The organism is Cupriavidus necator (genome assembly GCF_016127575.1).
Taxonomy (GTDB): Bacteria; Pseudomonadota; Gammaproteobacteria; order Burkholderiales; family Burkholderiaceae; genus Cupriavidus; species Cupriavidus necator_D.
Map to the genome: position 1 here is coordinate 638,595 of NZ_CP066019.1, position 23,160 is coordinate 661,754.

Annotated in this window: 23 protein-coding genes; 20 read left to right on the forward strand and 3 right to left on the reverse strand. The window is 69.6% G+C overall.

The window, feature by feature from the left end; all coding sequences use genetic code 11:
• Positions 1-15: 15 nt before the first annotated feature.
• Genes I6H87_RS21960 through I6H87_RS21990 form a run of 7 tightly spaced genes read left to right on the forward strand, consistent with a single transcriptional unit; the run spans position 16 to position 7,967 of the window.
• Positions 16-1,770 (forward strand): FAD-dependent oxidoreductase, encoded by a 1,755-nt coding sequence (locus I6H87_RS21960; RefSeq protein ID WP_011616719.1) that lies wholly within the window; start codon positions 16-18, stop codon positions 1,768-1,770.
• Positions 1,767-2,291, forward strand: coding sequence for a flavin reductase family protein (locus I6H87_RS21965; RefSeq protein WP_010813996.1), 525 nt, complete (start codon positions 1,767-1,769; stop codon positions 2,289-2,291). The genes I6H87_RS21960 and I6H87_RS21965 overlap by 4 nt, the downstream gene beginning before the upstream one ends.
• 19 nt (positions 2,292-2,310) lie before the next feature.
• On the forward strand, positions 2,311-4,017 hold the full coding sequence (locus tag I6H87_RS21970; protein WP_011616720.1) for an FAD-binding protein: 1,707 nt from the start codon (positions 2,311-2,313) through the stop codon (positions 4,015-4,017).
• A complete protein-coding gene (locus I6H87_RS21975; protein ID WP_010813994.1) occupies positions 4,001-4,765 on the forward strand; it encodes an SDR family oxidoreductase in 765 nt (254 codons plus the stop codon). Before I6H87_RS21970 ends, I6H87_RS21975 begins: the two co-directional genes overlap by 17 nt.
• Positions 4,766-4,793: 28 nt before the next feature.
• Complete coding sequence (locus I6H87_RS21980) at positions 4,794-5,861, forward strand: ferredoxin--NADP reductase (RefSeq protein WP_011616721.1); 1,068 nt, start codon at positions 4,794-4,796, stop codon at positions 5,859-5,861.
• 1 nt (position 5,862) lies between these two features.
• Positions 5,863-7,503: a FadD3 family acyl-CoA ligase gene (locus tag I6H87_RS21985; protein WP_011616722.1), complete on the forward strand. Its 1,641-nt coding sequence runs from the start codon at positions 5,863-5,865 to the stop codon at positions 7,501-7,503.
• On the forward strand, positions 7,503-7,967 hold the full coding sequence (locus I6H87_RS21990) for a nuclear transport factor 2 family protein (protein ID WP_010813991.1): 465 nt from the start codon (positions 7,503-7,505) through the stop codon (positions 7,965-7,967). The genes I6H87_RS21985 and I6H87_RS21990 overlap by 1 nt, the downstream gene beginning before the upstream one ends.
• Before the next feature lie 96 nt (positions 7,968-8,063).
• Here the strand turns inward: I6H87_RS21990 and I6H87_RS21995 are convergent, their stop codons facing one another.
• Positions 8,064-8,930: an SDR family NAD(P)-dependent oxidoreductase gene (locus I6H87_RS21995; protein ID WP_041688002.1), complete on the reverse strand. Its 867-nt coding sequence runs from the start codon at positions 8,928-8,930 to the stop codon at positions 8,064-8,066.
• A 205-nt stretch (positions 8,931-9,135) separates the two neighbouring features.
• Between I6H87_RS21995 and I6H87_RS22000 the strand changes: the two genes are divergently transcribed.
• From I6H87_RS22000 to I6H87_RS22010, 3 genes are read left to right on the forward strand one after another with little or no spacing between them, the layout of a single operon-like run.
• On the forward strand, positions 9,136-9,555 hold the full coding sequence (locus I6H87_RS22000) for a nuclear transport factor 2 family protein (protein ID WP_011616724.1): 420 nt from the start codon (positions 9,136-9,138) through the stop codon (positions 9,553-9,555).
• Positions 9,552-10,409: an SDR family NAD(P)-dependent oxidoreductase gene (locus I6H87_RS22005; protein ID WP_011616725.1), complete on the forward strand. Its 858-nt coding sequence runs from the start codon at positions 9,552-9,554 to the stop codon at positions 10,407-10,409. Before I6H87_RS22000 ends, I6H87_RS22005 begins: the two co-directional genes overlap by 4 nt.
• A gap of 25 nt (positions 10,410-10,434) precedes the next feature.
• The gene (locus tag I6H87_RS22010) at positions 10,435-11,193 is read left to right on the forward strand and encodes an SDR family oxidoreductase (RefSeq protein ID WP_011616726.1); all 759 of its coding nucleotides are present in this window, start codon (positions 10,435-10,437) and stop codon (positions 11,191-11,193) included.
• 45 nt (positions 11,194-11,238) lie between these two features.
• On the opposite strand, the gene I6H87_RS22015 is transcribed toward I6H87_RS22010, so the two are convergent.
• Positions 11,239-12,138: an NAD-dependent epimerase/dehydratase family protein gene (locus I6H87_RS22015; protein WP_011616727.1), complete on the reverse strand. Its 900-nt coding sequence runs from the start codon at positions 12,136-12,138 to the stop codon at positions 11,239-11,241.
• 43 nt (positions 12,139-12,181) lie between these two features.
• Positions 12,182-13,012, reverse strand: a complete 831-nt coding sequence (locus I6H87_RS22020; protein WP_011616728.1) for an SDR family NAD(P)-dependent oxidoreductase — start codon at positions 13,010-13,012, stop codon at positions 12,182-12,184.
• Between the two features lie 232 nt (positions 13,013-13,244).
• Here I6H87_RS22020 and I6H87_RS22025 point away from each other — a divergent pair, with 232 nt between their 5' ends.
• The 10 genes from I6H87_RS22025 to I6H87_RS22070 all read left to right on the forward strand — a co-directional run bounded on the left by I6H87_RS22025 (position 13,245) and on the right by I6H87_RS22070 (position 23,158).
• A complete protein-coding gene (locus I6H87_RS22025) occupies positions 13,245-14,432 on the forward strand; it encodes a helix-turn-helix transcriptional regulator (RefSeq protein ID WP_010813984.1) in 1,188 nt (395 codons plus the stop codon).
• 256 nt (positions 14,433-14,688) lie between these two features.
• Positions 14,689-15,405 carry an EthD domain-containing protein gene (locus I6H87_RS22030; protein ID WP_011616729.1) on the forward strand — a complete coding sequence of 239 codons (717 nt, stop codon included), beginning with the start codon at positions 14,689-14,691 and terminating at the stop codon, positions 15,403-15,405.
• Positions 15,406-15,510: 105 nt separating this feature from the next.
• The gene (locus I6H87_RS22035) at positions 15,511-16,407 is read left to right on the forward strand and encodes a VOC family protein (protein WP_011616730.1); all 897 of its coding nucleotides are present in this window, start codon (positions 15,511-15,513) and stop codon (positions 16,405-16,407) included.
• Between the two features lie 7 nt (positions 16,408-16,414).
• A complete protein-coding gene (locus I6H87_RS22040) occupies positions 16,415-17,305 on the forward strand; it encodes a CoA transferase subunit A (protein WP_011616731.1) in 891 nt (296 codons plus the stop codon).
• A gap of 23 nt (positions 17,306-17,328) precedes the next feature.
• Positions 17,329-18,129 carry a CoA-transferase subunit beta gene (locus tag I6H87_RS22045; RefSeq protein WP_011616732.1) on the forward strand — a complete coding sequence of 267 codons (801 nt, stop codon included), beginning with the start codon at positions 17,329-17,331 and terminating at the stop codon, positions 18,127-18,129.
• Between the two features lie 7 nt (positions 18,130-18,136).
• Entirely contained in the window at positions 18,137-19,024 is an 888-nt protein-coding gene (locus I6H87_RS22050; RefSeq protein ID WP_010813979.1) for an enoyl-CoA hydratase, read from the forward strand.
• Positions 19,021-20,103 carry an NAD(P)H-dependent flavin oxidoreductase gene (locus I6H87_RS22055; RefSeq protein ID WP_011616733.1) on the forward strand — a complete coding sequence of 361 codons (1,083 nt, stop codon included), beginning with the start codon at positions 19,021-19,023 and terminating at the stop codon, positions 20,101-20,103. Before I6H87_RS22050 ends, I6H87_RS22055 begins: the two co-directional genes overlap by 4 nt.
• Positions 20,104-20,122: 19 nt before the next feature.
• A complete protein-coding gene (locus tag I6H87_RS22060) occupies positions 20,123-20,914 on the forward strand; it encodes an enoyl-CoA hydratase family protein (RefSeq protein WP_010813977.1) in 792 nt (263 codons plus the stop codon).
• A complete protein-coding gene (locus tag I6H87_RS22065; RefSeq protein ID WP_011616734.1) occupies positions 20,904-22,070 on the forward strand; it encodes an acyl-CoA dehydrogenase family protein in 1,167 nt (388 codons plus the stop codon). Before I6H87_RS22060 ends, I6H87_RS22065 begins: the two co-directional genes overlap by 11 nt.
• 20 nt (positions 22,071-22,090) lie before the next feature.
• Positions 22,091-23,158, forward strand: coding sequence for an acyl-CoA dehydrogenase family protein (locus tag I6H87_RS22070; RefSeq protein ID WP_011616735.1), 1,068 nt, complete (start codon positions 22,091-22,093; stop codon positions 23,156-23,158).
• Positions 23,159-23,160: the final 2 nt, after the last annotated feature.

Here is a 23,160-nt window from a genome sequence, read left to right on the forward strand (position 1 = left end):
GCACGGAGATCCAATATGAGCCAGAGCAGAGCGCGCATGCAGCCCAGCGAGTTCGACGTGGTGGTGGTCGGCTCGGGCGCCGGCGGCATGCTGGCCGCCTGCCGCGCCGCGGACCGCGGACTGTCGGTGGTGGTGCTGGAAAAGAGCAGCCAGTACGGCGGCACCTCGGCGGTGTCCGGCGGCGGCATCTGGATTCCGCTCAACCACCATATCGCGCCGGCGGGCGGGCGCGACGACTACGCCACGGCGCTGGAATACATCCTGGCGTGCGCCGGCGAGCACGGCGATCCACAGCGCGTGCGCGCCTATCTTGAGCAGGCGCCCCGCATGCTCCAGTACCTGGAGCAGCAGGCCGGCGTGCGTTACTACACGCTGCCGCGCTACGCGGACTACTTCCAGAAGGTTCCGGGCGCGATGCCGGGCTACCGCGCGCTCGACCCGATGCCGTTCGACGGCGCGCAGCTGCGCGAGGAATTCGCACGGCTGCGGCCGCCGTCGCCGGGCACGCTGGTGGGCGGGCGCGTGGCCGTGACCTCGGCCGAGGCGCATGCGCTGCTGTGCCGCGCGCCCGGCTGGCTGGGCCTGGCGGTGCGCCAGTTTGCCCGCTACTGGCTGGACCTGGGCTGGCGCCGCAAGACCCGGCGCGACCGCCGGCTCACGCTCGGCAACAGCCTGGTCGGCGGCCTGCGGCGGGCCATGATGGACCGCGCGATTCCGCTGTGGCTCGACACCGCGCTGCAGGACCTGATCGTCGAGGATGGCACCGTGCGCGGCGTGCGCGCGGTGCAGGACGGGCGCGTGGTGGAGATCCGCGCGCTGCGCGGCGTGATCCTGGCCGCCGGCGGCTTCGAGCGCAACCAGGCCATGCGCGAACAGTACCTGCCGCAGCCGACCCAGGCCGCCTGGAGCGCGACCCCGCCCAACAACACCGGTGACGGCATCCGCGCCGCCCAGGCCGCCGGCGCCGGCGTGGCGCTGATGTCCCACGTCTGGGGCGCACCCACCGTGCATGTGCAGGGCGAGGAAAAGCAGCGCGCGCTCTTTATCGAGCGCGCCATGCCCGGCTGCCTGGTGGTGAACGGGCAGGGCCGGCGCTTCGTCAACGAGGCCGCGCCGTATTCCGAGTTCGTTCCCGCCATGTACCGCGACCACGAGAAAACCGGCAGCAGCGTGCCGGCGTGGATGGTGTTCGACGCCGCCTTCCGCCACAAATATCCGTGCGGGCCGATCCTGCCCGGCTCGGTCATGCCGGACCGCAGCATTCCGGCAAGCCTGTCCGGCATCCTGGTGCGCGCCGACTCGCTGGCGCAGCTGGCGCAGCGGATCGGTGTCGATGCCGGCGGCCTGGCCGACAGCGTGGCGCGCATGAACCACTATGCTGCCACCGGCGTGGACGAGGAGTTCGGCAAGGGCGACAACCTGTTCGATACCTACTACAGCGACCCGGCAGTGCGGCCCAACCCGTGCCTGGCGCCGATCGGCAAGGCGCCGTTCTACGCCGTGCGCATCGATGCCGGCGACATCGGCACCAAGGGCGGCCTGGTGACGGACGCCAGCGCGCGCGTGCTGCGCGACGACGGCAGCGCCATTGCCGGGCTGTTCGCCATCGGCAATACCAGTGCCTCGATGATGGGCACCAGCTATCCCGGCGCGGGCTCGACACTGGGCCCGGCCATGACCTTCGGCTTTATCGCTGCCGACGTGCTCTCTCAGAACGCGCGCCAGCCTGCCGCCGCGCCCCATGCTCAAACCGTACAGGAGGCCCTATGAGCGCCAACCCCGAACCCAGCACCGCGCTGCGCGAAGACATGCTGATGGCGATGCGCCGCATGGCGCGCTCGGTGGCGGTGATCAGCTGCCGCCATGGCGAGCGCCGCTATTCGATGTCCGTGACCGCGGTCGATTCGCTGTCCGCGGACCCGCCTTCGCTGCTGATCTGCATCAACCGCAATTCTTCGATCTACCCGCCGCTGGATGCCGGCGCGGACTTCTGCATCAACCTGCTGGCAGCCGACCACCGCGATATCGCAGTGGATTGCAGCGGCCGGCTCAAGGGCGAGGAACGCTTCACCAGTGGCGAGTGGGAGGACGATCTGCTCGGCGTGCCGTGCCTGCGCGATGCCCAGGCGAACCTGGTGTGCCAGCAGGATGGCCGCTTCGACTACGGCACGCACGCGGTCTTCATCGGACGCCTGCGCGAGGTAAAGCTGGCTGGCGAGGTGTCGCCGCTGGTCTATGTCGATGGTGCCTACACCACGTCCGCGCCGCTTGGCGCACTGTGTTCGGCCTAAGCCGGGAGCGCAAGCCAGCATGTACCCTCCGACCGATTCCGCCACGCCGGTCCACGCGCCGCTGCGCCTCGACGATCCGGACGCACACCCGTGGCAGGCCGCCTGCGATGCCGTGGTGGTGGGCTTCGGCGCCGCCGGGGCCTGCGCCGCGCTGGAGGCCGCGCATGGCGGCGCGCGCGTGATCGTTGCGGAACGCTTCGAAGGCGGGGGCGCCAGCGCCAAGAGCGGCGGGGTGGTCTACGCCGGCGGCGGCACGCCCTACCAGTCTGCCGCGGGCTATGCCGATACACCGCAGGCGATGGCGGACTACCTGCGCCAGGAGACGGGCGGGGTCGTCAGCGATGCCACGCTGCAGGCGTTCTGTCAGCGCAGCCGCGAGATGATCGGCTGGCTTGAAGGCCTGGGCGTGGGCTTTGCCGCCACCGTGCCGCCGCGCAAGACCTCGTATCCGGCGCAGCCCTACTACCTCTACTACTCCGGCAACGAAGCGGTCGCCGCCTACGCGCAGCATGCCGCGCCCGCGCCGCGCGGTCACCGCGTGAAAGGCCCCGGCATGTCCGGCCGCACGCTGTACGCCGTCCTGCGCGCCGCCGTGCAGGCCCGGCCGGAGGTGACGGTGATGCGCCAGACCGCGGCAAGGCGGCTGATTCTCGACCAGGACGGCGCGGTCGTCGGCATCGAGCTGTGGCAGCTGCCGCCGGGCCGCCACCAGAAACGCCACGCCCGCCTGGCGCGCCTGGCCGAGCGCCTGCACAACGTAGCGCCTGCGCTGGCCGACCTGCTGCGCGAGCGCGTGCTGCAACTGGAACTGCGCCATGCGCGCCCGGTCGCGGTGCGCACCGGCGCGGTGGTGCTGGCCACCGGCGGCTTTATCTTCAACCGCGCCATGGTGGCGCGCCACGCCGGCAAATACCTGCAGAACTGGCGCCTTGGCGCGACCGGCTGCGACGGCAGCGGCATCCGCCTTGGTGAGTCGGCGGGCGCGGCCACGCGGCACCTGGAGCGGGTCTCGGCATGGCGCTTCATCAATCCGCCGTTCGACTGGGCGCGCGGCTGCGTGGTCGATGCGCAGGGTGCGCGCATCGCCAACGAGGAAACCTACGGCGCCACCCTTGGCCACGCCATCTGCGAACAGCACGGCGGGCGGGCCTGGCTGGTCCTGAACCGCGAACTGGCGCGCGCCGCGCTGCGTGAATGCCTGGGCGGCCGGCTGTGGGCCTTCCAGGCCTTGCCCGCGGCGCTGCTGATGCTGGCGGGGGCGCGGCGTGCCTCCAGCCTCGAAGCGCTTGCCGGCAAGCTGGGCATGCCCGGCGCGGCGCTGCGGGCCACCGTCGATGCCTATAACGCCGCGGCCCGCGGCGAGATCCCGGATCCGGCCGGCAAATCGGCGCCGATGTGCGCGTCGCTCGAAACCGGGCCGTGGCTTGCCATCGACATCTCGGCCAACAGCCGCGTCTTTCCGTGCCCTGCCATCACGCTGGGCGGATTGTCGGTGGAAGAGTCCAGCGGCCGTGTACTGGCCGCCGCTGGCGGGGCGCCCATTCCAGGGCTCTACGCCGTGGGCCGCACTGCCGTTGGCATCGCATCCAACCATTACGTAAGCGGCCTGTCGCTTGCCGACTGCATCTGGTCGGGGCGCAACGCGGGCCGCCATCTGACACGACAGCCTGCCGGCGACCGGCAGGCACACACCAACGAGGAGACCACCCATGAGCCAACGTACTGAAGGAAAGATCGCCATCGTCACCGGGGCCGCCAGCGGCGTCGGCAAGGAAGACGCGCTGCTGCTGGCGCGCGAGGGCGCGCGCGTGGTGCTGACCGACCTCAACGAGGAGGCGGGCCATGCGTTGGCGCGCGAGATCGGCGAGACCGCGCTGTTCGTGCCGCATGACATCGCCAGCGAAGCCGGCTGGCAGCAGGTAATGGCGCGCACCGAAAAGCAATTCGGCGCCCCCAGCGTGCTGGTCAACAATGCCGCCATCCTGTTGCTGGGTTCGGTCGAGGACGCCACGCTGGAGCAATGGCAGCGCGTGATGCGCATCAATGCCGACGGCTACTTCCTCGGCTGCAAGTACGGCGTGGCCGCGATGAAGGCGGGCGGCGGCAGCATCGTCAATATGTCGTCGGTGGCGGCGCTGGGCGGCATGGGCGCGTTCTGCGCCTACAGCGCGAGCAAGGGCGCGGTGGCTGCGCTCACGCGCGCGGTGGCGGGGCACTGCAAGCAGAGCGGCTACCGGATCCGCTGCAACTCGATCCACCCGGACGGCATCCTTACGCCGATGACCGCGGCCTTCCTGCCGGGCGGTGCCACGGCCCTGCCGGAGGAGGTGGGTGGCGCCGAGCCGATGCAGCGCATGTGCCATCCGCGCGACGTGGCCAACCTGGTGCTGTTCCTGGCCTCCGACGAATCGCGCTTTATCAACGGTGCGGAACTGCGTATCGACAACGCGCAGACCATCATGGGCGTGGCCTGACCCCGCCCTCAAGCAATAGAAGGACATCATGGCGCCAGTGCAATTCCACCGGCTGCAGATCGCCGAAGTCGTCACGGAAACGGACCAGGCGCATTCGCTGGTATTCGCGCTGCCGGACGGCCTGCGCGATGCGTTTGCCTACCGTCCCGGGCAGTTCCTGACCCTGCGCGTGCCCGTGGACGGCGTGCCGCTGCAGCGCTGCTATTCGCTGTCGAGCACGCCTGAGGTGGACAACGCCCTGCGCGTGACGATCAAGCGCGTGCAGAGCGGGCGCGTGTCCAACTGGATCTGCGACCACCTGGGCGCGGGCGATACGGTCGAGGTAATGCCGCCCGCCGGGGTGTTCACCCCGCCCGCGCTGCATGGCGATTTCCTGCTGCTGGCCGGCGGCAGCGGCATCACCCCGGTGCTGTCGATCGCCAAGGCGGCGCTGCGCCACGGGCGCGGCGCGGTCACGCTGGTCTATGCCAACCGCGACGAGCGCTCCATCATCTTCCGCGAGGCGCTTGCGGAACTGGCGCGCAACCACCCCGGCCGGCTGCGCGTGATCCACTGGTTGGACAGCGTGCAGGGGCCGCCCACGCAGCGCCAGATCGAGGAACTGGTGCGGCCGTGGAGCATGGCGCAATGCTTTGTCTGCGGGCCCGGCCCGTTCATGGACGGCGCCCAGGCCGCGCTTCAGGCCCTGGGGGTGCCGCGCGGGCAACTGCACGTCGAGCGCTTCGTGTCCTTGCCCGATGTGCCGGCGGCCAAGGCACCGGCAAGCGGGGCCGCCAGCGCGGGGGACACCGCCACGGCATCGCCCGCGCCCGCGATGCGCGGCGCCGCACTGACCGTGCAGCTCGACGGCGAGATCCACCACGTCGGCGTGGCGCTGGACGAAACCGTGCTCGACGCGTTGCAGCGCGCCGGCGTGGCCGCGCCCAATTCCTGCCGCGCCGGGCTGTGCGGCGCCTGCATGTGCCAGGTGACGCAGGGCGACGTGACGCTCGGCGAGAACCATGTGCTCGACCGCGCCGACCTGGAGGCGGGCTGGACCCTGGCTTGCCAGGCCCGCCCGTCCAGCGCCGAAATCCACCTGAAGTTCCCGGATTGACATGACCCCATCTGACATCATCGACGCCATTGCGGCACCGGCCGGCCTCGACCTCGACCTCGCCGCCGCCAACGACGACATTGCCGCGACCATTCCCGAGCTGGTGCGGCGCGCGGCCAGGCGCCACGGCGAGCGCATCGCCATCCAGGAGGACGGGCTGCGCCTCACCTACGCCGCGCTCGACGCCAGCCGGATACAGGCGGCCCGGGCGCTGATGGCGCTGGGCGTGCAGCCCGGCGACCGGGTTGCCATCTGGGCGCCGAACTTCTCCGAATGGATCATCGCGGCGCTGGCCACGCACAGCATAGGCGCGGCGCTGGTGCCGCTCAACACGCGCATGAAGGGGGCCGAGGCCGGCGCCGTGCTGGCCGACAGCGGCGCGCGCCTGCTGCTCTGCGTCGACGCTTTCCTCGGCGAAAGCTATCCGCAGATGCTGGCGCCACACCGCCCCGCCACGCTGGAGCGGCTGGTGATCCTGCGCCCCGGGCAGGGCCGGACGCCCGGCCCCGACGAGCTGGCCTGGGAAGCCTTCCTCGCGCTGGCGCCACAGGCGGACATGGCGGCGTTCGCCAAGCGCGAGGACGGGGTGCGCGGCGACACGCTGATGGACATCATGTTCACCTCGGGCACCACCGGGCGTCCCAAGGGCGTGATGACCGCCCACGCGCAGAACCTGCGTGCCGTCGACGGCTGGGCCGCCATCACCGGGGTGCGGCCGGGCGACCGCTACCTGATCGTCAATCCGTTCTTCCATACCTTTGGCTACAAGGCCGGATGGCTCGCCGCGCTGTCGCGCGGGGCTACGGTGCTGCCCCACCTGGTGTTCGACGCCGAGGCCGTGATGACGCGCGTGGAGAACGAGCGCATCACGGTGCTGCCCGGGCCGCCGACGCTCTACCAGACCCTGCTTAACGCGCCGCGCCTGCGTGAGTTCGACCTGTCGTCGCTGCGTGTCGCGGTGACCGGTGCCTCGGCGATCGCGCCCGCGCTGATCCAGCGCATGCGCGACGAACTGGGCTTCGACACCATCATCACCGGCTACGGCCTGACCGAGTCGTGCGGCTTTGCCACGCTGACCCGCGCCGGCGACGACGCCGAAACCGTCGCCGCCACCTCCGGCCGCGCCATGCCGGGCATCGAGATCCGCTGCATCGATGGGCAGGGGCAGCCGGCCGCCACCGGCGAGGCGGGCGAGGTGCTGGTGCGGGGCTACAACGTGATGCAGGGCTACTTCGGCCTGCCCGAAGCCACCGCCGAAGCCATCGACAGCGAAGGCTGGCTGCATACCGGCGATGTCGGCACGCTCGATGCGCGCGGCTACCTGCGCATCACCGACCGCATCAAGGACATGTTTATCGTGGGCGGCTTCAACTGCTATCCGGCGGAGGTGGAGAAGCTGCTGGTGGCGCATCCGGCCGTGGCCCAGGTGGCGGTAGTGGGCATCCCGCACGAGCGGCTCGGTGAAGTGGGGCGTGCCTACGTGGTGCTGCGCCACGGCGCGCGCGTGGACGCCGAAGCCCTGATCGCCTGGGCGCGCCGGCACATGGCCAACTACAAGGTGCCGCGCGAGGTGCTGTTCGTGACGTCGCTGCCGGTCAGCGCGGCAGGCAAGGTGTTGAAGTACCAGTTGCGTGAAGCCTGATGAACAAGGAACCGATCATGACCGACATTGCCGCCATTGCCGACCGCGTCGCGCGGCTGGAAGCCGCGGAGGCGATCCGCGCGCTCAAGCTGCGCTACCTGCGCGCTTGCGATGACAAGGACCCTGACGCGATGCGCGCCTGTTTCGTGCCGGACAACGCGCATATCCACTATGACCGGATCGGCAGCTTTGCCGGGCGCGAGGCACTGGTGCAGTGCTTTGCGGAACTGGCGTGCCGGCCGACGCTGCGGGAGATGCATTTTGCGGGGCAGGGGGATATCCGTGTGCTGGATGACAATCTGGCGCAGGGCAGCTGGGATCTGGCCTACCTGGCGCTGGATGATGCCAGTGGTTCGCGTACCTTTCTAACGGGACGTTATGCGGATGAGTATGTGCGGATCGATGGTGCGTGGCTGATTCGCTCGACGATGTTCACGACGGGGTTGGTGTCGCAGGGAGGGTAGGAGGCCGCGCTTGTTTGCACCCCTTTCCCGCTTGCGGGAGAGGGGTGCGCATGCGAGAGGTGGTGGCAATTTCCAACGCTCGCGCGCGCCCAATTCCTATTCCACAATCGCCGGATGCACCGGCGGGGGCCCGCCCAGTGTCTGCCGGTACGACGGCGGCTGCACCCCCTCCGAATCGACGATGCCATAGGCCAGCGCCGCTTCGGCGCTAATCAACACCCGGCCGGACTTTTCCATCAGCGCAGGGTCGCGGTACAGCGCATCGATAATCCTCCCCGTGAACTCCGGCGTCTCCGCCACCGGCGCGAAGCCCGCGTACTTGTCCGGATGCTTTTCCCATACCCGCAGTGTGCGCGCAGTGCGCAGCGGCCCCATCCACAGCGACACCGCCGCGACGCCGTAGGGCCGCAGGTCGACCGCCATGTCGTGCGCGAACTTGTCGATGCCCGCCTTCTGCGCGCCGTAGGCCGGACCGTGCATATAGCAGTTGGCACCGAATGACGAGGTGAACACGATCAGCCCGCGGCCCTGCGCGGCCATCATGGGCGCGGCATGCCAGCTGGCGACGTAGCCTGAGCGCAGGCCCACGTCGAGGATGCCGGCCATCTCCAGTGGCTTCTGCCAGAACGGCCCCGGCATGATGAGCTCGTCGTGCAGGAAGGTCGCATTGTTGACCAGGATGTCGATCCGACCGGATTCCTCTCGCACCCGCGCGAACAGACGCGCCACCTGCGCATCGTCGCGATGATCGCACGCGAGCGCGATGCCGCGCCCGCCCAGCGCATCGATCTCGCGTGCGGTGGCGTGGATGGTGCCGGGCAGCGGCGCGCTGCCTTCCTGCTCGGTGCGTCCGGTCACGTACACCGTGGCGCCTGCCGCACCGAGCGCCAGTGCGATGCCCTTGCCGGCACCGCGCGAGCCGCCCGTGACGACGGCGACGATGGCCTGTTCCGCCTGCTTCATGTGTGTCTCCTTCATTGATGTCATCGAAGCTTGGAACGGGCACGGCATCGCGACATCCTTCGTTCGGACTAAGCGATACCCGGTCCGGATACTCCACGCGGACGATGGCCCCCGGCGCGGCAAGGCCGACGATAGTCCCCATCCCAACGACTGCCCGCGCGGCGTATCGCGGCGCTGGCGGTCACAACAAGGAGTGAGACTGGCCATGTCTGAACTGGAGTGCAAGGAAGCCATCCATGCCCTGACCTGCCGCTATGCGCAGGCGGTGGACCGGCGCGATTTCGCGAAACTGGCAGCGCTGTTCACGGCGGACGCATGGCTGAGCGGGCCGGGCTTCCGCATGGACGGAGCGCAGGCGATTGCTGACGGCATGGCATCGCTCGGCCAGTACAGCGCCACGCAGCATCACGTGCACCAGCAACTGGTCGAAGTCGATGGCGATACCGCGACCGGCGAGACCTATTGCGTGGCCAACCACCTGTACGAACAGGACGGCGTGCCGCGCAAGCTGGACTGGGGCATCCGGTACCAGGACCGCTTCGTGCGGCGCGACGGCCAGTGGCGCATTGCCGCGCGCGAGCTGGTGGTGGACTGGACGCAGGACCTGCCGCTGCGAGGGGCATGATGACGACGACCCGTGTACTGGAAGGCAAGACAGCCCTAGTCACCGGCGGCGCCGGCGGCATCGGTGCGGCCAGCGCGCTGGCGCTGCTGCGCGACGGCGCGACGGTGGTCCTCATGGGGCGGCGGGGCGAAGCGCTGGAAGCGGCACGGCGCAGCCTGTGCGCGCAGGTGGCCGGCGCCACCGTGGCAATCAGCGTCGGCGACGCGTGCCGCGAGGATGACGTGCAGGCCGCGCTGCAGCAAGCCTGGGAGCTGCAGCGGCGCCTCGATATCGTGGTCGCGACCGTTGGTGGGGGCGGCTTCCGTCCGCTGCTGATGCATGACGCGGCCTCGCTGATGGCGGAGCTGGAGCTGAACATCGCCAGCGCATTCCTGGCGGTGCGCCACGCGTCGCCGCTGATGGCACCGCATGGCGGCACCATCGTCTGTATCTCGTCGAACGCGGCGCGCATGACCTGCCGGTGGCTGTCGGCGTACTGCGCCGCCAAGGCGGGGCTGGAAGCGTTCGTGCGCGCCGCGGCCGAGGAGCTGGCGGGATGCGGCATCCGCGTCAATGCGGTGCGGCCGGGGCTAACCCGCTCCGGCGCGACCGGGCCGATGTTCGACAACCCGGCCATCCTCGACAAGTTCGTCGCGCAGATGCCGCTGGGGCGCGCCGGCGAACCGGACGACATTGCCAGTGCGGTGCGCTACCTGGCGGGGCCGGAATCGGGCTGGGTGACCGGCCAGAGCATCGCCGTGGACGGTGGCAGCGAGCTGCGCGGCAATCCCATCCTCGATGAAACCGTGGCTGCGGTGTATGGCGAAGCCGCGCTGCAGGCCGTGCTGGCCGGCAGGATTCCCGAAGCCGGCTGAAGCCGGCAACTCAAGGAGAGAAACGATGCATCAAGTCAGGGACAAGGTTGCGCTGGTCACCGGCGCGGCCAGCGGGGTAGGGCGCGCCGACGCGCTGATGCTGGCGGCCGAAGGCGCGCGCGTGGTCATCAGCGATGTCAACCAGGAGGCCGGGCAGGCACTGGCCCGCGAGATCGGGGATGCGGCCATGTTCGTGCGCCACGACATTGCCAGCGAGGAGGACTGGCGCAAAGCCATGGCCGCCACGCAGGACCGCTTCGGCCGGCTCGACGTGCTGGTCAACAATGCGGCCATCTGTCCGCTCGGGTCAATCGAGGAAACCTCGCTCGACAGCTGGCGGCAGGTCATGCGCGTCAATGCCGACGGCTATTTCCTGGGCTGCAGGTTCGGTGTGCAGGCAATGAAGGGCAACCCCGCCGGGGGCTCCATCGTGGTGATGTCGTCGGTGGCGGCGCTGGGCGGGCTGCCCATGATGTGCGCATACAGCGGCGCCAAGGGCGCCGTTACCGCGCTGACGCGCAGCGTGGCCGTGCACTGCAAGCAGAACGGCTACCGGATCCGCTGCAACTCGATCCATCCCGATGGCGTCTGGACGCCGATGACGCAGGCGCTGGTGCCGGACCTGGATCCGGCCACGCTTGGTATCGGTACGGACCCGATGGCACGCATGTGCCTGCCGGAGGATGTGGCCAACCTGGTCCTGTTCCTGGCTTCGGACGCGTCGCGCTTTATCAATGGCGCGGAATTGCGCATCGATAACGCGCAGTTGATCTCGGGGCTGTAAGGCCCGCTGCGGCGGCCCGCGCAAGCAGGCTGCCGCAGCGCCGGGCTAACTGTACTGCGTCACGATCTCGCCGACCGTGCGCAGGATGTCGCGGCGGCGATAGCCGAGCAGGGCGGCCTCGGCCGCGTCCGGCTCATAGTAGAGGGTGTTGCCCCGGCCGAAGCAGATGGCCGAGTCCGGCAGCAACGGATGCTCCTGGTCGATGACAGGCGGCACCGGGCGGCCCGCGTCGCGGAAGAAGGCACCGAAATAGTCCTGGAACGACAGGTTCTCGTCCCCTACCAGGTAAGCCTTGCCGTTTTCACCGCGCAACAGCGCGCCTTCGATCGCTTCCGAGAGCGAAGTGGCCGAGATGAAGTTGACGCCGCCGGGTGGCGCGAAATCCGGCATCGGCGCAAAGTTGCCGCGCGCGTAGTCGGTATAGGCCTTGAACATCGGCACCATCAGGCCCGGCACCGTGCCCACGACGAACGGCGCGTTCACGCTGCTCACGCGGAAGGCATCGGTGGCCAGCGCGCGAACGCCTTCGTCGGCCAGCTTGCGCGAGCGGATATAGGCGTTGTCCTCGGCCAGCTGCGGCTGTGCCTGCGGGTAGAAGCTGCCGACGTAGACGGCGACCCGGATCCCGGCAGCGCGCGCCGCGCGCAGGAAACGCGGCACGCCCTCGATGTTGGCGCGCTCCCAGTGCGCGGCTTCGTCGCCGCCGGGCGGCACGTGGCGCACATCGTTGCCGGCGGCGAAGACCAGCGCGTCGAAGGCGCCGAGCTGCGCGGCCGGCACGTCGTTGGCGATGTAGTCGCAGCGCAGGAAGTCCAGCCCGCCCAGCGTCGTGCCGGGCGCGGGGCGGTTGCGCCCCGCGATGGTGACGTCGTGCCCGCGGCTGCGCAGGTGCAGGGCCGCGTGGCCCCCGATCATGCCGGTGCCGCCGACGATCAGTATCTTCATGCTTGTCTCCTTGGTGGGGTGGTGTGGCCGCGGTGCGCGGCCATCAGAGGTTCATGCCGTTGCCGCCGATGACCGGCATGTTGGTCCACGTGCCCTTGGGGTCGCGATACCAGCCGGCCGCGGCCAGCGCGCCGCCATTGACATGCAGCGCCGTGCCGGTAATCCAGGCCGCGCGCTCGCTGGCCAGGAACAGGATGCCGTCGGCAATGTCGCGCGGCGTGCCGAAGCGGCCCAGCGGAATCCAGCGCGGGATATGGTGCTGGTGTTCCGCAGCGACCATCTGCGACACCGGAACCTGCGGCGTTTCGGTGGTCTCGGGGGCGATCAGGTTGACGCGGATCCCCGCCGGCGCCAGCTCCAGCGCCAGGCTCTGCGTGAAGCCGGTGATGGCGGCCTTGAAGGCGCCGTAGACGCTGCAGTAGGGAATGCCGCGGAAGGCCTCGATCGACGACACCGTGACGATGCTGCCGGCGCCACTGCGCCGCAGCAGCGGCAGCATGGCGCGCGTGACGGTGAAGACGTGGCCCAGGTTGGCGGCGTACAGGCTGGCGATCTCGTCGTCGGCATAGTGCTCGAACGGCTTGGCGATGCGCAGGAAATCGCCGACGTTGTTGACCAGCACGTCCAGCACCCCGAAACGCTGTTCGACCTGCGCAGCCAGTTCGCGCACGGTGCCGGCATCGGTGGCATCGCCCTGTACCACCAGCACTTCCGTGCCGGGCTTGTTCAACAACTCCCGGGCTTGCCCGGCGCGCTGTGCTTCGATCTCGATCAGCGCCACGCGCGCACCCTGTTCCAGGAAGGCTTGCGCGGTGGCGAGCCCGATGCCGGCGCCGCCGCCGGTGACCAGCACGGTCTTGTCGGTGAAATCCATCTGAGTCGTTCTCCTTCGGTTGCCCTGTGGTGTGCGGCCATTTGATCGGCGGCAGGCGGGACCGGCATCGTCCGATTGCAGGTCAGGGAAAACACTTAGATGGTGCAAACCAGGGCGAACAAGGGCGCCGCGCGCCGGACATCGGCAGGCAGCCTCCCTATAATCTGCGCTGCTCAGGTGCCGCAGAGCACCGGCCAGTCCATGCATGGGGCGAGGAAACAGGAGACAGACAATGTTGATGGCGACCGTTGAGGCGCAAGGGGTGGCGTCGCCCTGGTTTGCGCAGTCCGGACTGAGCCTGCCGCAATTCAGCGCGCTGCTGGCGGCGGTCTACGAAGGGCCGATGGAACCCGTGCCCTGGGGCCGCGCGCTGGAAATGCTGCGCAAGCAACTTGGTGCCAGCTATGTGAGCTTCATCCTGCGCTCGCCCGCGAGCGACCGCAGTGGCATCGCGGTGCACGCGTCGCAGGACGGCACTTCGCTGGAGGCCGAGGCGTCGTACAACACCTACTACTACGCCATCGATCCCTTTATCAACCTGCCCACGGACCGGGCCGTGACGGTCGACGAAGCGATGGGCGCCGGCAACTGGTGCCGCAGCGAGATCTACCGGCAGTTCCTGCAGCCGCTTGGGGTGCGCTACCTGCTGGGCGCCGACATCCGCACCGAAGACGGGGTCGAGTGCCGGCTGCGCGTCTGCCGCCAGCACGACGCGCAGGACTTCTCCGAGGTGGACAAGGCGGCGTGCGCCACCATCCTGCCGCACCTGAGGCGCGCGGTCCGGCTGCATTCCAGGCTGGATGTGGTCGAATCGGAGCGCAGCCTCTATGCGGGCGCGATCGACCGCATGCTGGTGGGCATGGTCATCCTCGACGCAGCCGGTGCAATCCTGAAGAAGAATGCGGAAGCCGACGAGATCCTGGCGGAGAACGACGGCATCCGCCTCAACGGCGCCAACTTCGAGATCGCCTACGCACAGGAAAGCCGCAAGTTCCAGTACCTGCTGCGCCGCGCCCAGATGGGGCATCACGGCAGCGCGCCGGCGCTGGCCGAAGCCATGTCGATCACCCGCCCCTCGGGGCGCGGCAAGCTGGGCGTGCTGATCCGCACCATTCCGCTCAGCGAATGGTCCGAAGACCACCGCCATCGCCCGGCCTGCGCGGTCTTTATCCGCGATCCCGAGCGCAAGTCGCGCGCCTCGCACGAGGTGGTGCGCAAGCTGTTCGACCTCACGCCCGCCGAGACCGCGCTGGCGCTGGTGCTTGCCGACGGCATGACGCTCGACGAAGCCGCCGAGGCGCTGGGCACCAGCAAGAACACGGCGCGCGCCCACCTGCGCGCGATCTTCTCCAAGACCGGGGTCACGCGGCAGGCCACGCTGGTGCGCATGCTGCTGAGCAGTGTGGTGACGCTCGGCTGAGCGCCAGGGCGTCATCCACGCACGCGTGTTCCAGGGCACGCGTAACTCCCTCGTGGCCCGACGATCGGTTCTCCTAGTCCGAATGGAGGATGAGTCCCGCCATGCGCGCCCCTAGCATGCATCCGACAAGCGGGCGCGGCACACGGATGGCACCTCAGACGGACGCGGCGACGCGTGCTGTCCGCGCTTGGTCCTGTTCCGCGCACGCATCAACCTGTCCGGCCCCGGCCGGCACCTGTACCAGGGAGCGTGGAGCATGGAAAAAGTCATCTATATCGTCTGGCGCGATTCTCAGACCGAGCCGGGGGAGTTCGCGCGCCGGCTGCGCACGACGCTTGCGGACAAGCTATTGGCGCTGGGCGCGCGCGGACTGCAGGTGAACGTGGCCGATGACGCGGTGTTGCCGGCCGCGGGCCTGCGCCAGGCGAATACCCGCCCGCAGATGGACGGGCTGGTCTCGGTCTGGATGGACAGCGCCATCGACCGCCAGCGGCAGCCGTTCGACCAGGCGATCGCGGCCGCCGTGGGCCGCATGGCCGGCTACCTCGTGACCGAGTCCCAGCCCATTCGCAATACACGTTTCCCGGCCGCGCCCGGCGAACGCACGCCCGGCTTCGCGCAGCTTGCCTTCCTTACCCGGCCGCCCCGGCTTACGCCGCAGGCCTGGCTGGACATCTGGCACAACCACCACACGCCGGTGGCGGTCGAGACCCAGGACAACTTCCTCTACGTGCAGAACGTGGTGGTGCGGCCGCTCACCTACGCCGCGCCGCACTACGACGCCATTGTCGAAGAGGGCTTCCCCGATGCGGCGATGACCGACCCGCAGGCGTTCTTCGACGCGGCCGGCGACGAAGACAAGTTCCAGCGCAACCTGCAGGCCATGATGGAAAGCTGCCAGCGCTTCATCGACTTCGACAAGATCGACGTGATCCCCACCAGCCAGTACCTCGTGCGCCCGGCAGCGGCGTGACGCCCGCGCCGGACCGGCTAGTCCCACTGGACGATGTGCCGGGCTCCAGCGCACGGAAGAATGGTCCCATCAGCCAGCAGTGGCAACGAACCTGAGGAGACCGGCATGTTGGATATCCGTGCGCTTGGCTACATCGTGGTCGAGTCCACCGACCTGGGGCAATGGCGGCGCTATGCCGAACAGGTGCTGGGCATGACCTGTTCCGGCGCCCCCGGCGGTGCGCTGTACCTGAAGATGGATGAGCGCGATTACCGCTACCTGGTGGTGCCGGGCGCGCGCGACCGCTACCTGGCATCGGGCTGGGAGCTTGCCGACGAGCCGGCCTACCGCCATGCGCTCGACACGCTGCGCCAGGCGAACGTTGAGGTCGTGCACGCCAGCGCCGCGGAACTGGCACAGCGCCGCGTGCAGGCCATGGCCTGGTTTGCCGATCCCTCGGGCAACCGCCATGAGATCTCCTGGGGCATGCGCTCGGACTTCCTGCGCTTTATCTCGCCGGTGGGCGTGCCGCGCTTCGTCACTGACCCGATGGGGGCGGGCCATGCGGTCCTGCCCGCGCCGGCCTTCGACGAGACCTATGCCTTCCTGTGCGAGGTGATGGGTTTCGGTTTGTCCGACATCTTCCGCGTGCGCTTTACCAATGACCCGGCCGAATCGGAAAAGCGCATCCACTTCCTGCATTGCGGCAACGCCCGCCACCACAGCCTGGCGATCTTCGAGATGCCGTCGGAAGCGGGCTGCATCCACGTGATGGCCGAGGTTCCGGACATGGCCGAGGTGGGCCGCGCGCTGGACCGCGCGCAGCAGCACGGCGTGAAGCTCTCGGCCACGCTGGGCCAGCACTGCAATGACCGCATGACTTCCTTCTACATGAAGACCCCCGGCGGCTTCGACCTCGAGTTCGGCCACGGCGGCCTGGAGGTGGACTGGAGCCACCACGCCGCCTACGAGGCCACGCGCGTCAGCCTGTGGGGACACGACTTCAGCATCGGATACCGCTAAACACATCATGACCAAGACAATCGACAAGATCATGAGCGCGGCCGACGTGGTCGGCCAGCTCGCCGACGGCATGACCATCGGCATCGGTGGGTGGGGCCCGCGCCGCAAGCCGATGGCGCTGGTGCGCGAGATCCTGCGCTCGCCGCTGAAGGACCTGACCGTGGTCGCCTACGGCGGCCCCGAGGTGGGCATGCTGTGCGCGGCCGGCAAGGTGCGCCGGCTGGTGTTCGGCTTCGTCTCGCTCGACGTGATTCCGCTCGAGCCCTACTTCCGCCAGGCGCGCGAGCGCGGCGTGCTGGAAGTGATGGAGCTTGACGAAGGCATGCTGCAGCTGGGCCTGCGCGCCGCGGCCGCGCGCCTGCCGTTCCTGCCGACGCGCGCCGCGCTGGGCACCGACGTGCTGGACATGAACCCCCAGCTGAGGACGGTGCGTTCGCCCTATGCCGATGGCGAAGTGCTGTTGGCGATGCCGGCGATCGAGCTCGATGCCGCGCTGCTGCACGTGAACGACAGCGATGTGCTCGGCAACACCCGCATCGACGGGCCCGATCCGTTCTTCGATGAATGGTTCGCACGCGCCGCGCACCGCTGCTATGTGAGCTGCGAAGCGCTGCACCTGCGCCTGGAGGATGAAGACCTGGCGCGCGCGCGCAACAACGCCTTCGAGCGCTCGCTGGTAAGCGGCGTGGTGCACGCACCCGGCGGCGCCCATCCCACTTCCTGCGCGCCGGCCTACGGCTGGGACCTGCCCGCGCTGAAGGCGTACTGCGCCGGCGCCGAGGCCGAGGACGGCTTCCGTGCCTACCGCGACGAGGTGGTGGGCGCGAGCGAAGCGGCCTACCTGGAGCGCATCGGCGGCCTTGGCCACGTGCACGACCTGCCGCTGCCGGTACTTTGAACCCGCCAACCCAAGGAGCGACCGTGAGCGCCACTTATGAATTCACCCGCGCCGAGCTGATGATTGCCGCCGCCGCCCGCGAATGGCGCGACGACGGCGAGGTGCTGGCCACCGGCATCGGCACCGGCCCGCGCATCGCCGCCAGCCTGGCGCGGCTTGCGCACAACCCGGGCCTGCTGCTGACCGACGGCGAGGCCTACCTGGTGGAAACGCCGGTGCCGCTGGGCCCGCGCGAGCCCGGCTACAAGGTGCGCGCCAGCGGCTGGATGGGCTACTCGCGCGTGTTCGACTGCCTGTGGGGCGGGCGGCGCCATGCGCTGGTGATGCCGACACAGATCGACCGCTTCGGCCAGGCCAATATTTCCTGCCTGGGCGGCACCCATGCGCAGCCCAGGACCCAGCTGCTGGGCGCGCGCGGCTTTCCCGGCAACAGCATCCACCACGCCAATTCCTTCTTCGTGCCGGCGCACAGCACGCGCGCGTTCGTCGCCGGTGAAGTCGACATGGTCTGCAGCGCCGGCTACAACCCGGCCCGCCGGCTGGAGGGCATGCGCAGCTTCGTTGACCTGCGCGTGATTGTCACCGACCTGTGCGTGATGGATTTCGGGGGGGCTGACCATGCCATCCGCGTGCGCTCGCTGCACCCGGGGGCGAGCTTCGACCAGGTACAGGCGGCCACCGGCTTTGCGCTGGCGAACACGCCCGGCGAGGCCCTGCCGGAGACGGCGCCGCCGACACCGGAAGAGCTGCGGCTGATCGCCCAGCTTGATCCGCACAACCTGCGCGCGGCCATCGTGCGCGGCAATCCTTCCGGACGCGTGTGAGGCCGACATGACAACGCCAGCTACCGAAGCCATCAGCCTTGGCCCCAATGCCGAGGTGCTCTACCAGGTCGCGGACGGCATTGCCACCGTGACCATGAACCGGCCGCAGTTCCACAACGCGCAGAACTCAAAGATGACCTACGCGCTGGACGAGGCCTACCGGCGCGCCGCCGCGGACGACGCGGTCAAGGTGATCGTGCTGCGCGGTGCTGGCAAGCATTTCTCGGCCGGGCACGACATCGGCACGCCGGGGCGCGACATCAACGAGTCGTTCGAGCGTGCCTCGCTCTGGTATGACCATGTCAACAAGCCGGGCGGCGAGTTTCTCTATGCCCGCGAGCAGGAGGTCTACCTGGGCATGTGCCGGCGCTGGCGCGAGCTGCCCAAGCCGACCATCGCCATGGTGCATGGCGCCTGCATCGCCGGCGGGTTGATGCTGGCATGGGTATGCGACCTGATCGTGGCGTCGGACGATGCCTTCTTTGCCGATCCGGTGGTGCGCATGGGCATTCCCGGCGTCGAGTACTTCGCGCATCCCTACGAGCTGCATCCGCGCATCGCCAAGGAGTTCCTGTTCCTGGGCGAGCGCATGGGCGCCGAACGCGCCGAGCGCATGGGCATGGTCAACCGCGTGGTGCCGCGCGACGCGCTGGAAGACACCGTCTACGGCATGGCCGCCAAGGTCGCGCAGATGCCGCGGCTGGGCCTGACGCTGACCAAGCAGGCGGTCAACCATGTGGAAGACCTGCAGGGCAAGCGCACCGCGATGGATGCGGTGTTTGCCTGGCACCACTTCGCCCATGCGCACAACGAGCTGGTCAGCGGCGACAAGCTCGGCGGCTATGACGCGCGCGCCATGGCCGCTTCGCAACGCACCGGCGAGGACAAGGCATGAGCCCCGCGAGCCTGCACACCGTGCTGTGCGACCTGCTGGGCTGCCGCTACCCCATCGTGCAGACGGCGATGGGCTGGGTGGCGGATGCGAAGCTGGTCGCGGCCAGCGGCAATGCCGGGGCCTTCGGCTTCCTGGCCGGCGCCACCATTGCGCCCGGCGAGGTCGAGCGCGAGATCCTGCGCGTGAAGGCGCTCAGCGACCGGCCCTTCGGCATCAACTTCCACATGTTCCAGCCCAACGCGGATGAAGTGATCGAGATGGCGATCCGCCACCGGCTGCGCGCCGTCAGCTACGGGCGTGGCCCGGACGCGAAGATGATCGGCAAGCTCAAGGCGGCCGGCGTGGTCTGCATGCCGACCGTGGGCGCGGCCAAGCATGCGGCCAAGGCCGTGGAACTGGGTGCGGACGTGGTCACCGTGCAGGGCGGCGAGGGCGGCGGCCATACCGGCGGCACGCCGACCACGCTGCTGCTGCCGCAGGTGCTGGACAGCGTGAGCGTGCCGGTGGTGGCCGCCGGCGGCTTCTTCGACGGCCGCGGACTGGCCGCGGCACTGGCCTACGGCGCGGCCGGCGTGGCCATGGGCACGCGCTTCCTGATGTCGGCCGAATCGCCGGTGCCGGCGCCAACGCTGGAGCGCTACGTCAAGGTGCGCGACCCGGCCAGCATCCGCGTGTCGCTGGCCATTGACGGCCTGCCGCAGCGAATGATCGACAACGACCTGCTGCTGGCGCTGGAGAAGGCCGGTCCGCTGCGGCGCACCTGGCTGGCGCTGGCGGCCGCGCGCAAGTGGCAGGCGCGTACCGGCATGCGCAGCGCGCAGATGCTGGCCACCGCCTGGCGCGCGATGCGCGAGCAGGACTACAGCGCCGCCCAGACCCTGATGGCCGCCAACGCGCCGGTGCTGATCCAGCGCGCGATGGTCGAGGGATGCCCCGATGAAGGCGTGCTGCCCAGCGGCCAGGCCGCCGCGGCGATCCGGGCCATCGAATCCTGCGAGCAGATCGTGGCCGGCATGGCCGCGCAGGCACAGGCGCGCCTGGCGGCGCTGGCTGGCGCCGGACTGGCTGCAGCGGCCTGACCCACAGACAGAGGAAACCATGCAAACGAACAAAAAGACCGGGCCGTTCCGCATCGACACCGCCGATGGCATCGCCGAACTGGTGATCGACCATGCGCCAGTCAATGCGCTCGACTGCGCCGGCTGGCATGCGCTGGCCGCCGCGATCGACCAGCTGGGCACCGATCCCGCCGTGCGCGTGATCGTGCTGCGCGGCGAAGGCCGCGGCTTCTGCGCCGGCGTCGACATCAAGGAGCTGGCCGCGCACCCGCAGCGCATCGTCGATGTCAACGCCGGTAACTACGCCACCTTCCGCGCCGTGCACCGCAATCCCAAGCCGGTCATCGTGGCCGTGCACGGCTTCGTGCTGGGCGGCGGCATCGGCATCTGCGGCGCGGCCGACATCATCGTGGCCGCAGATTGTGCGCGCTTTGGCGTGCCGGAGATCGACCGCGGCGCCATGGGCGGCGGCGCCCACCTGCAGCGCATGTTCGGCGTGCAGAAGGTCAGGGCGATGTACTTCACCGGCGAGATGATCGATGCCGCCGAGGCGTACCGGCTGGGCGCGGTCGAGCGCGTGGTGCCGCGCGCAGAGTTGCGCGAGGCCGCCATGACGCTGGCCCGCCAGATCGCCGCCAAGAGCCCGGCCATGCTGCAGCTGGCCAAGGAAGCGCTCAACGGCGTGGAAGACGGCAACTTGGAGGACAAATACCGCTGGGAACAGGGCTTCACGCTGCAGGCCTACATGAGCGCCGATTCCGGCGAGGCGCGCGCCGCCTTTGTCGAAGGCCGCGAAGCCCGCTTTGCGCAGGGAGAGCGCGATGCAGCTTGAATACACCGACGCCCAGCGCGCCTTCCGCGCCGAGGTGCGCGACTGGATGGCCGCGCACGTGCCGCGCACGCCGCTGGCGAGCTTCGATACCGAAGCGGGCTTCGCCCAGCACCGCGCGTGGGAGGCCACGCTCAACCAGGGCCGCTGGAGCATGGTCACGTGGCCGGCCGAGCTGGGCGGGCGCGGCTGCGACCTGATCGAGTGGCTGATCTTCGAGGAGGAGTACTGGCGTGCCGGCGCGCCGATGCGCGTCAACCAGAACGGCATCTTCCTGCTCGGGCCCACGCTGATGGAATTCGGCACCGAGGCGCAGAAGGCGCGCTTCCTGCCGCGCATGGCCTCGGGCGAGCATGTCTGGGCGCAGGGCTGGTCCGAGCCGAGCGCAGGCTCGGACATGGCCGCGATCCGCTGCAGCGCGATCCGGCAGGGCGATGACTATGTGATCAACGGCCAGAAGATCTGGTCGACGCGGGCGGTGTGGGCGGACTGGCTGTTCGGCCTGTTCCGCACCGACCCGGCCTCGACCCGACACCATGGCCTGACCTTCATCCTGATGCCGCTGGACACGCCCGGCATCATCGTGCGCCCGATCCGCCAGCTCAACGGCCAGACCGGCTTTGCCGAGATCTTCTTCGACGACGTGCGCGTGCCGGTGGAAAACCGCCTGGCCGCAGAAGGCGCCGGCTGGCAGGTGGCCATGGCCACCGCCGGCTTCGAACGCGGCCTGATGCTGCGCTCGCCGGCGCGCTTCCAGGAAACCGCGCGCGCGCTGGTCAGGCTGTACCAGGCCAACCGCGAGGCGGCGGACCGCGACCCGTCGCTGCGCGAGGCGGTGCTGCGCGCCTGGATGGACGCCGAGGCCTACACGCTGTCCACCTACGCCACCGCGAGCCGCCTGGTGCGCGGCGGCCATATCGGCGCGGAGTCGAGCACGAACAAGGTGTTCTGGTCCGAGCTGGACATCCATATGCACGATACCGCGCTGGCCATCCTGGGGCAGTCCGCAGAGGTCGCGCCCGACGGCCAGCCGCCGGGTTCGCTCGGCCACTGGCTGGATGGCTTCCTGTTCTCGCAGGCCGGGCCGATCTATGCCGGCACCAACGAGATCCAGCGCAATATCGTCGCCGAGCGCCTGCTCGGCATGCCGCGCGCATGACGGCACCCGGGGAAAACACCATGGATTTCGCATTGACCGAAGAGCAGGAGCAGTTTGCCGAGGCGATCCGGCGCTTCCTGATGACCGAGATGACGCCCGAACTGACGCGCGAGCTGTGGGCCACCGAGTCTGGCCGCTCCGACGCGCTGTGGCGCCAGCTTGCCAACCAGGGCCTGACCGCGGTGATGGTGCCGCAGGAGCAGGGCGGACTGGGGCTGGGCGAGGTCGAATGGGCGCCGCTGGCGCAGGCCTGCGGCTACTTTGCGCTGCCCGAGCCTTTGCTGGACACTGCGCTGGTCGCGGCCGGGCTGCTGCGCGATGCGCTCGCGGCGGCGCCGAACGCCTCGGCGCACGAACGCTGCGCCACGCTGCTGGAGCGCATCGCCGCCGGCGATGCCCGCGTGGCGGTGGCGCATCCGCAAGAGCGGCTGGTGGCCGACGCCCATGTCGCCGACGCGATCCTGTGCGCGCACGAAGGTGCCGTGCACCTGCTGCGGCCCGACCAGGCCGTGCTGACGGCGCGCACCGGGCTCGATCCTTCGCGCCGCCTGTTCGAGCTGGCGTGGACGCCGGCCGCGGAGTCCGAACTGATCCCGTCCGGTAGTGGCCTGTGGAGCAGCGCGCTGAACCGCGGCGCGCTTGGCGTGGCCGCGCAGCAGCTGGGCCTGACCCAGCGCATGCTGGACCTGGCGATCGACTACAGCGCGCAGCGCAAGCAGTTCGGCAAGGCCATCGGCGCCTACCAGGCGGTCAAGCACCTGCTGGCCGACGTGGCGATCCAGCTCGAGTTCGCCCGGCCGGTGCTGCTGCGCGCCGCCGCCGCGCTGGCGCACGGCCTGCCCGATGCGGGCCTGCATGTCTCGCACGCCCGCGTGGCCGCCGCGCGCTGCGCGTGGAGCGCGGCGCGCCAGGCGATCCAGGTGCATGGCGCAATGGGCTACACCTGGGAGCTGGACCTGCAGATCTTCACCAAGCGCGCCTGGGCCCTGGCGGGAAGCTGGGGCGACCGTGCCTTCCACAAGGCGCGCATGGGCGCGCACATCCTTGACGGCGTGCATGAGATCGGCGCCGGCGCCACCTTCGCCTGAAT

Coding starts and splice junctions, on each gene's coding strand:
- I6H87_RS21960 (WP_011616719.1), top strand. CDS start 16: ATGAGCCAGAGCAGAGCGCGCATGCAGCCCAGCGAGTTCGACGTGGTG.
- I6H87_RS21965 (WP_010813996.1), top strand. CDS start 1,767: ATGAGCGCCAACCCCGAACCCAGCACCGCGCTGCGCGAAGACATGCTG.
- I6H87_RS21970 (WP_011616720.1), top strand. CDS start 2,311: ATGTACCCTCCGACCGATTCCGCCACGCCGGTCCACGCGCCGCTGCGC.
- I6H87_RS21975 (WP_010813994.1), top strand. CDS start 4,001: ATGAGCCAACGTACTGAAGGAAAGATCGCCATCGTCACCGGGGCCGCC.
- I6H87_RS21980 (WP_011616721.1), top strand. CDS start 4,794: ATGGCGCCAGTGCAATTCCACCGGCTGCAGATCGCCGAAGTCGTCACG.
- I6H87_RS21985 (WP_011616722.1), top strand. CDS start 5,863: ATGACCCCATCTGACATCATCGACGCCATTGCGGCACCGGCCGGCCTC.
- I6H87_RS21990 (WP_010813991.1), top strand. CDS start 7,503: ATGAACAAGGAACCGATCATGACCGACATTGCCGCCATTGCCGACCGC.
- I6H87_RS21995 (WP_041688002.1), bottom strand. CDS start 8,930: ATGAAGCAGGCGGAACAGGCCATCGTCGCCGTCGTCACGGGCGGCTCG.
- I6H87_RS22000 (WP_011616724.1), top strand. CDS start 9,136: ATGTCTGAACTGGAGTGCAAGGAAGCCATCCATGCCCTGACCTGCCGC.
- I6H87_RS22005 (WP_011616725.1), top strand. CDS start 9,552: ATGATGACGACGACCCGTGTACTGGAAGGCAAGACAGCCCTAGTCACC.
- I6H87_RS22010 (WP_011616726.1), top strand. CDS start 10,435: ATGCATCAAGTCAGGGACAAGGTTGCGCTGGTCACCGGCGCGGCCAGC.
- I6H87_RS22015 (WP_011616727.1), bottom strand. CDS start 12,138: ATGAAGATACTGATCGTCGGCGGCACCGGCATGATCGGGGGCCACGCG.
- I6H87_RS22020 (WP_011616728.1), bottom strand. CDS start 13,012: ATGGATTTCACCGACAAGACCGTGCTGGTCACCGGCGGCGGCGCCGGC.
- I6H87_RS22025 (WP_010813984.1), top strand. CDS start 13,245: ATGTTGATGGCGACCGTTGAGGCGCAAGGGGTGGCGTCGCCCTGGTTT.
- I6H87_RS22030 (WP_011616729.1), top strand. CDS start 14,689: ATGGAAAAAGTCATCTATATCGTCTGGCGCGATTCTCAGACCGAGCCG.
- I6H87_RS22035 (WP_011616730.1), top strand. CDS start 15,511: ATGTTGGATATCCGTGCGCTTGGCTACATCGTGGTCGAGTCCACCGAC.
- I6H87_RS22040 (WP_011616731.1), top strand. CDS start 16,415: ATGACCAAGACAATCGACAAGATCATGAGCGCGGCCGACGTGGTCGGC.
- I6H87_RS22050 (WP_010813979.1), top strand. CDS start 18,137: ATGACAACGCCAGCTACCGAAGCCATCAGCCTTGGCCCCAATGCCGAG.
- I6H87_RS22055 (WP_011616733.1), top strand. CDS start 19,021: ATGAGCCCCGCGAGCCTGCACACCGTGCTGTGCGACCTGCTGGGCTGC.
- I6H87_RS22060 (WP_010813977.1), top strand. CDS start 20,123: ATGCAAACGAACAAAAAGACCGGGCCGTTCCGCATCGACACCGCCGAT.
- I6H87_RS22065 (WP_011616734.1), top strand. CDS start 20,904: ATGCAGCTTGAATACACCGACGCCCAGCGCGCCTTCCGCGCCGAGGTG.
- I6H87_RS22070 (WP_011616735.1), top strand. CDS start 22,091: ATGGATTTCGCATTGACCGAAGAGCAGGAGCAGTTTGCCGAGGCGATC.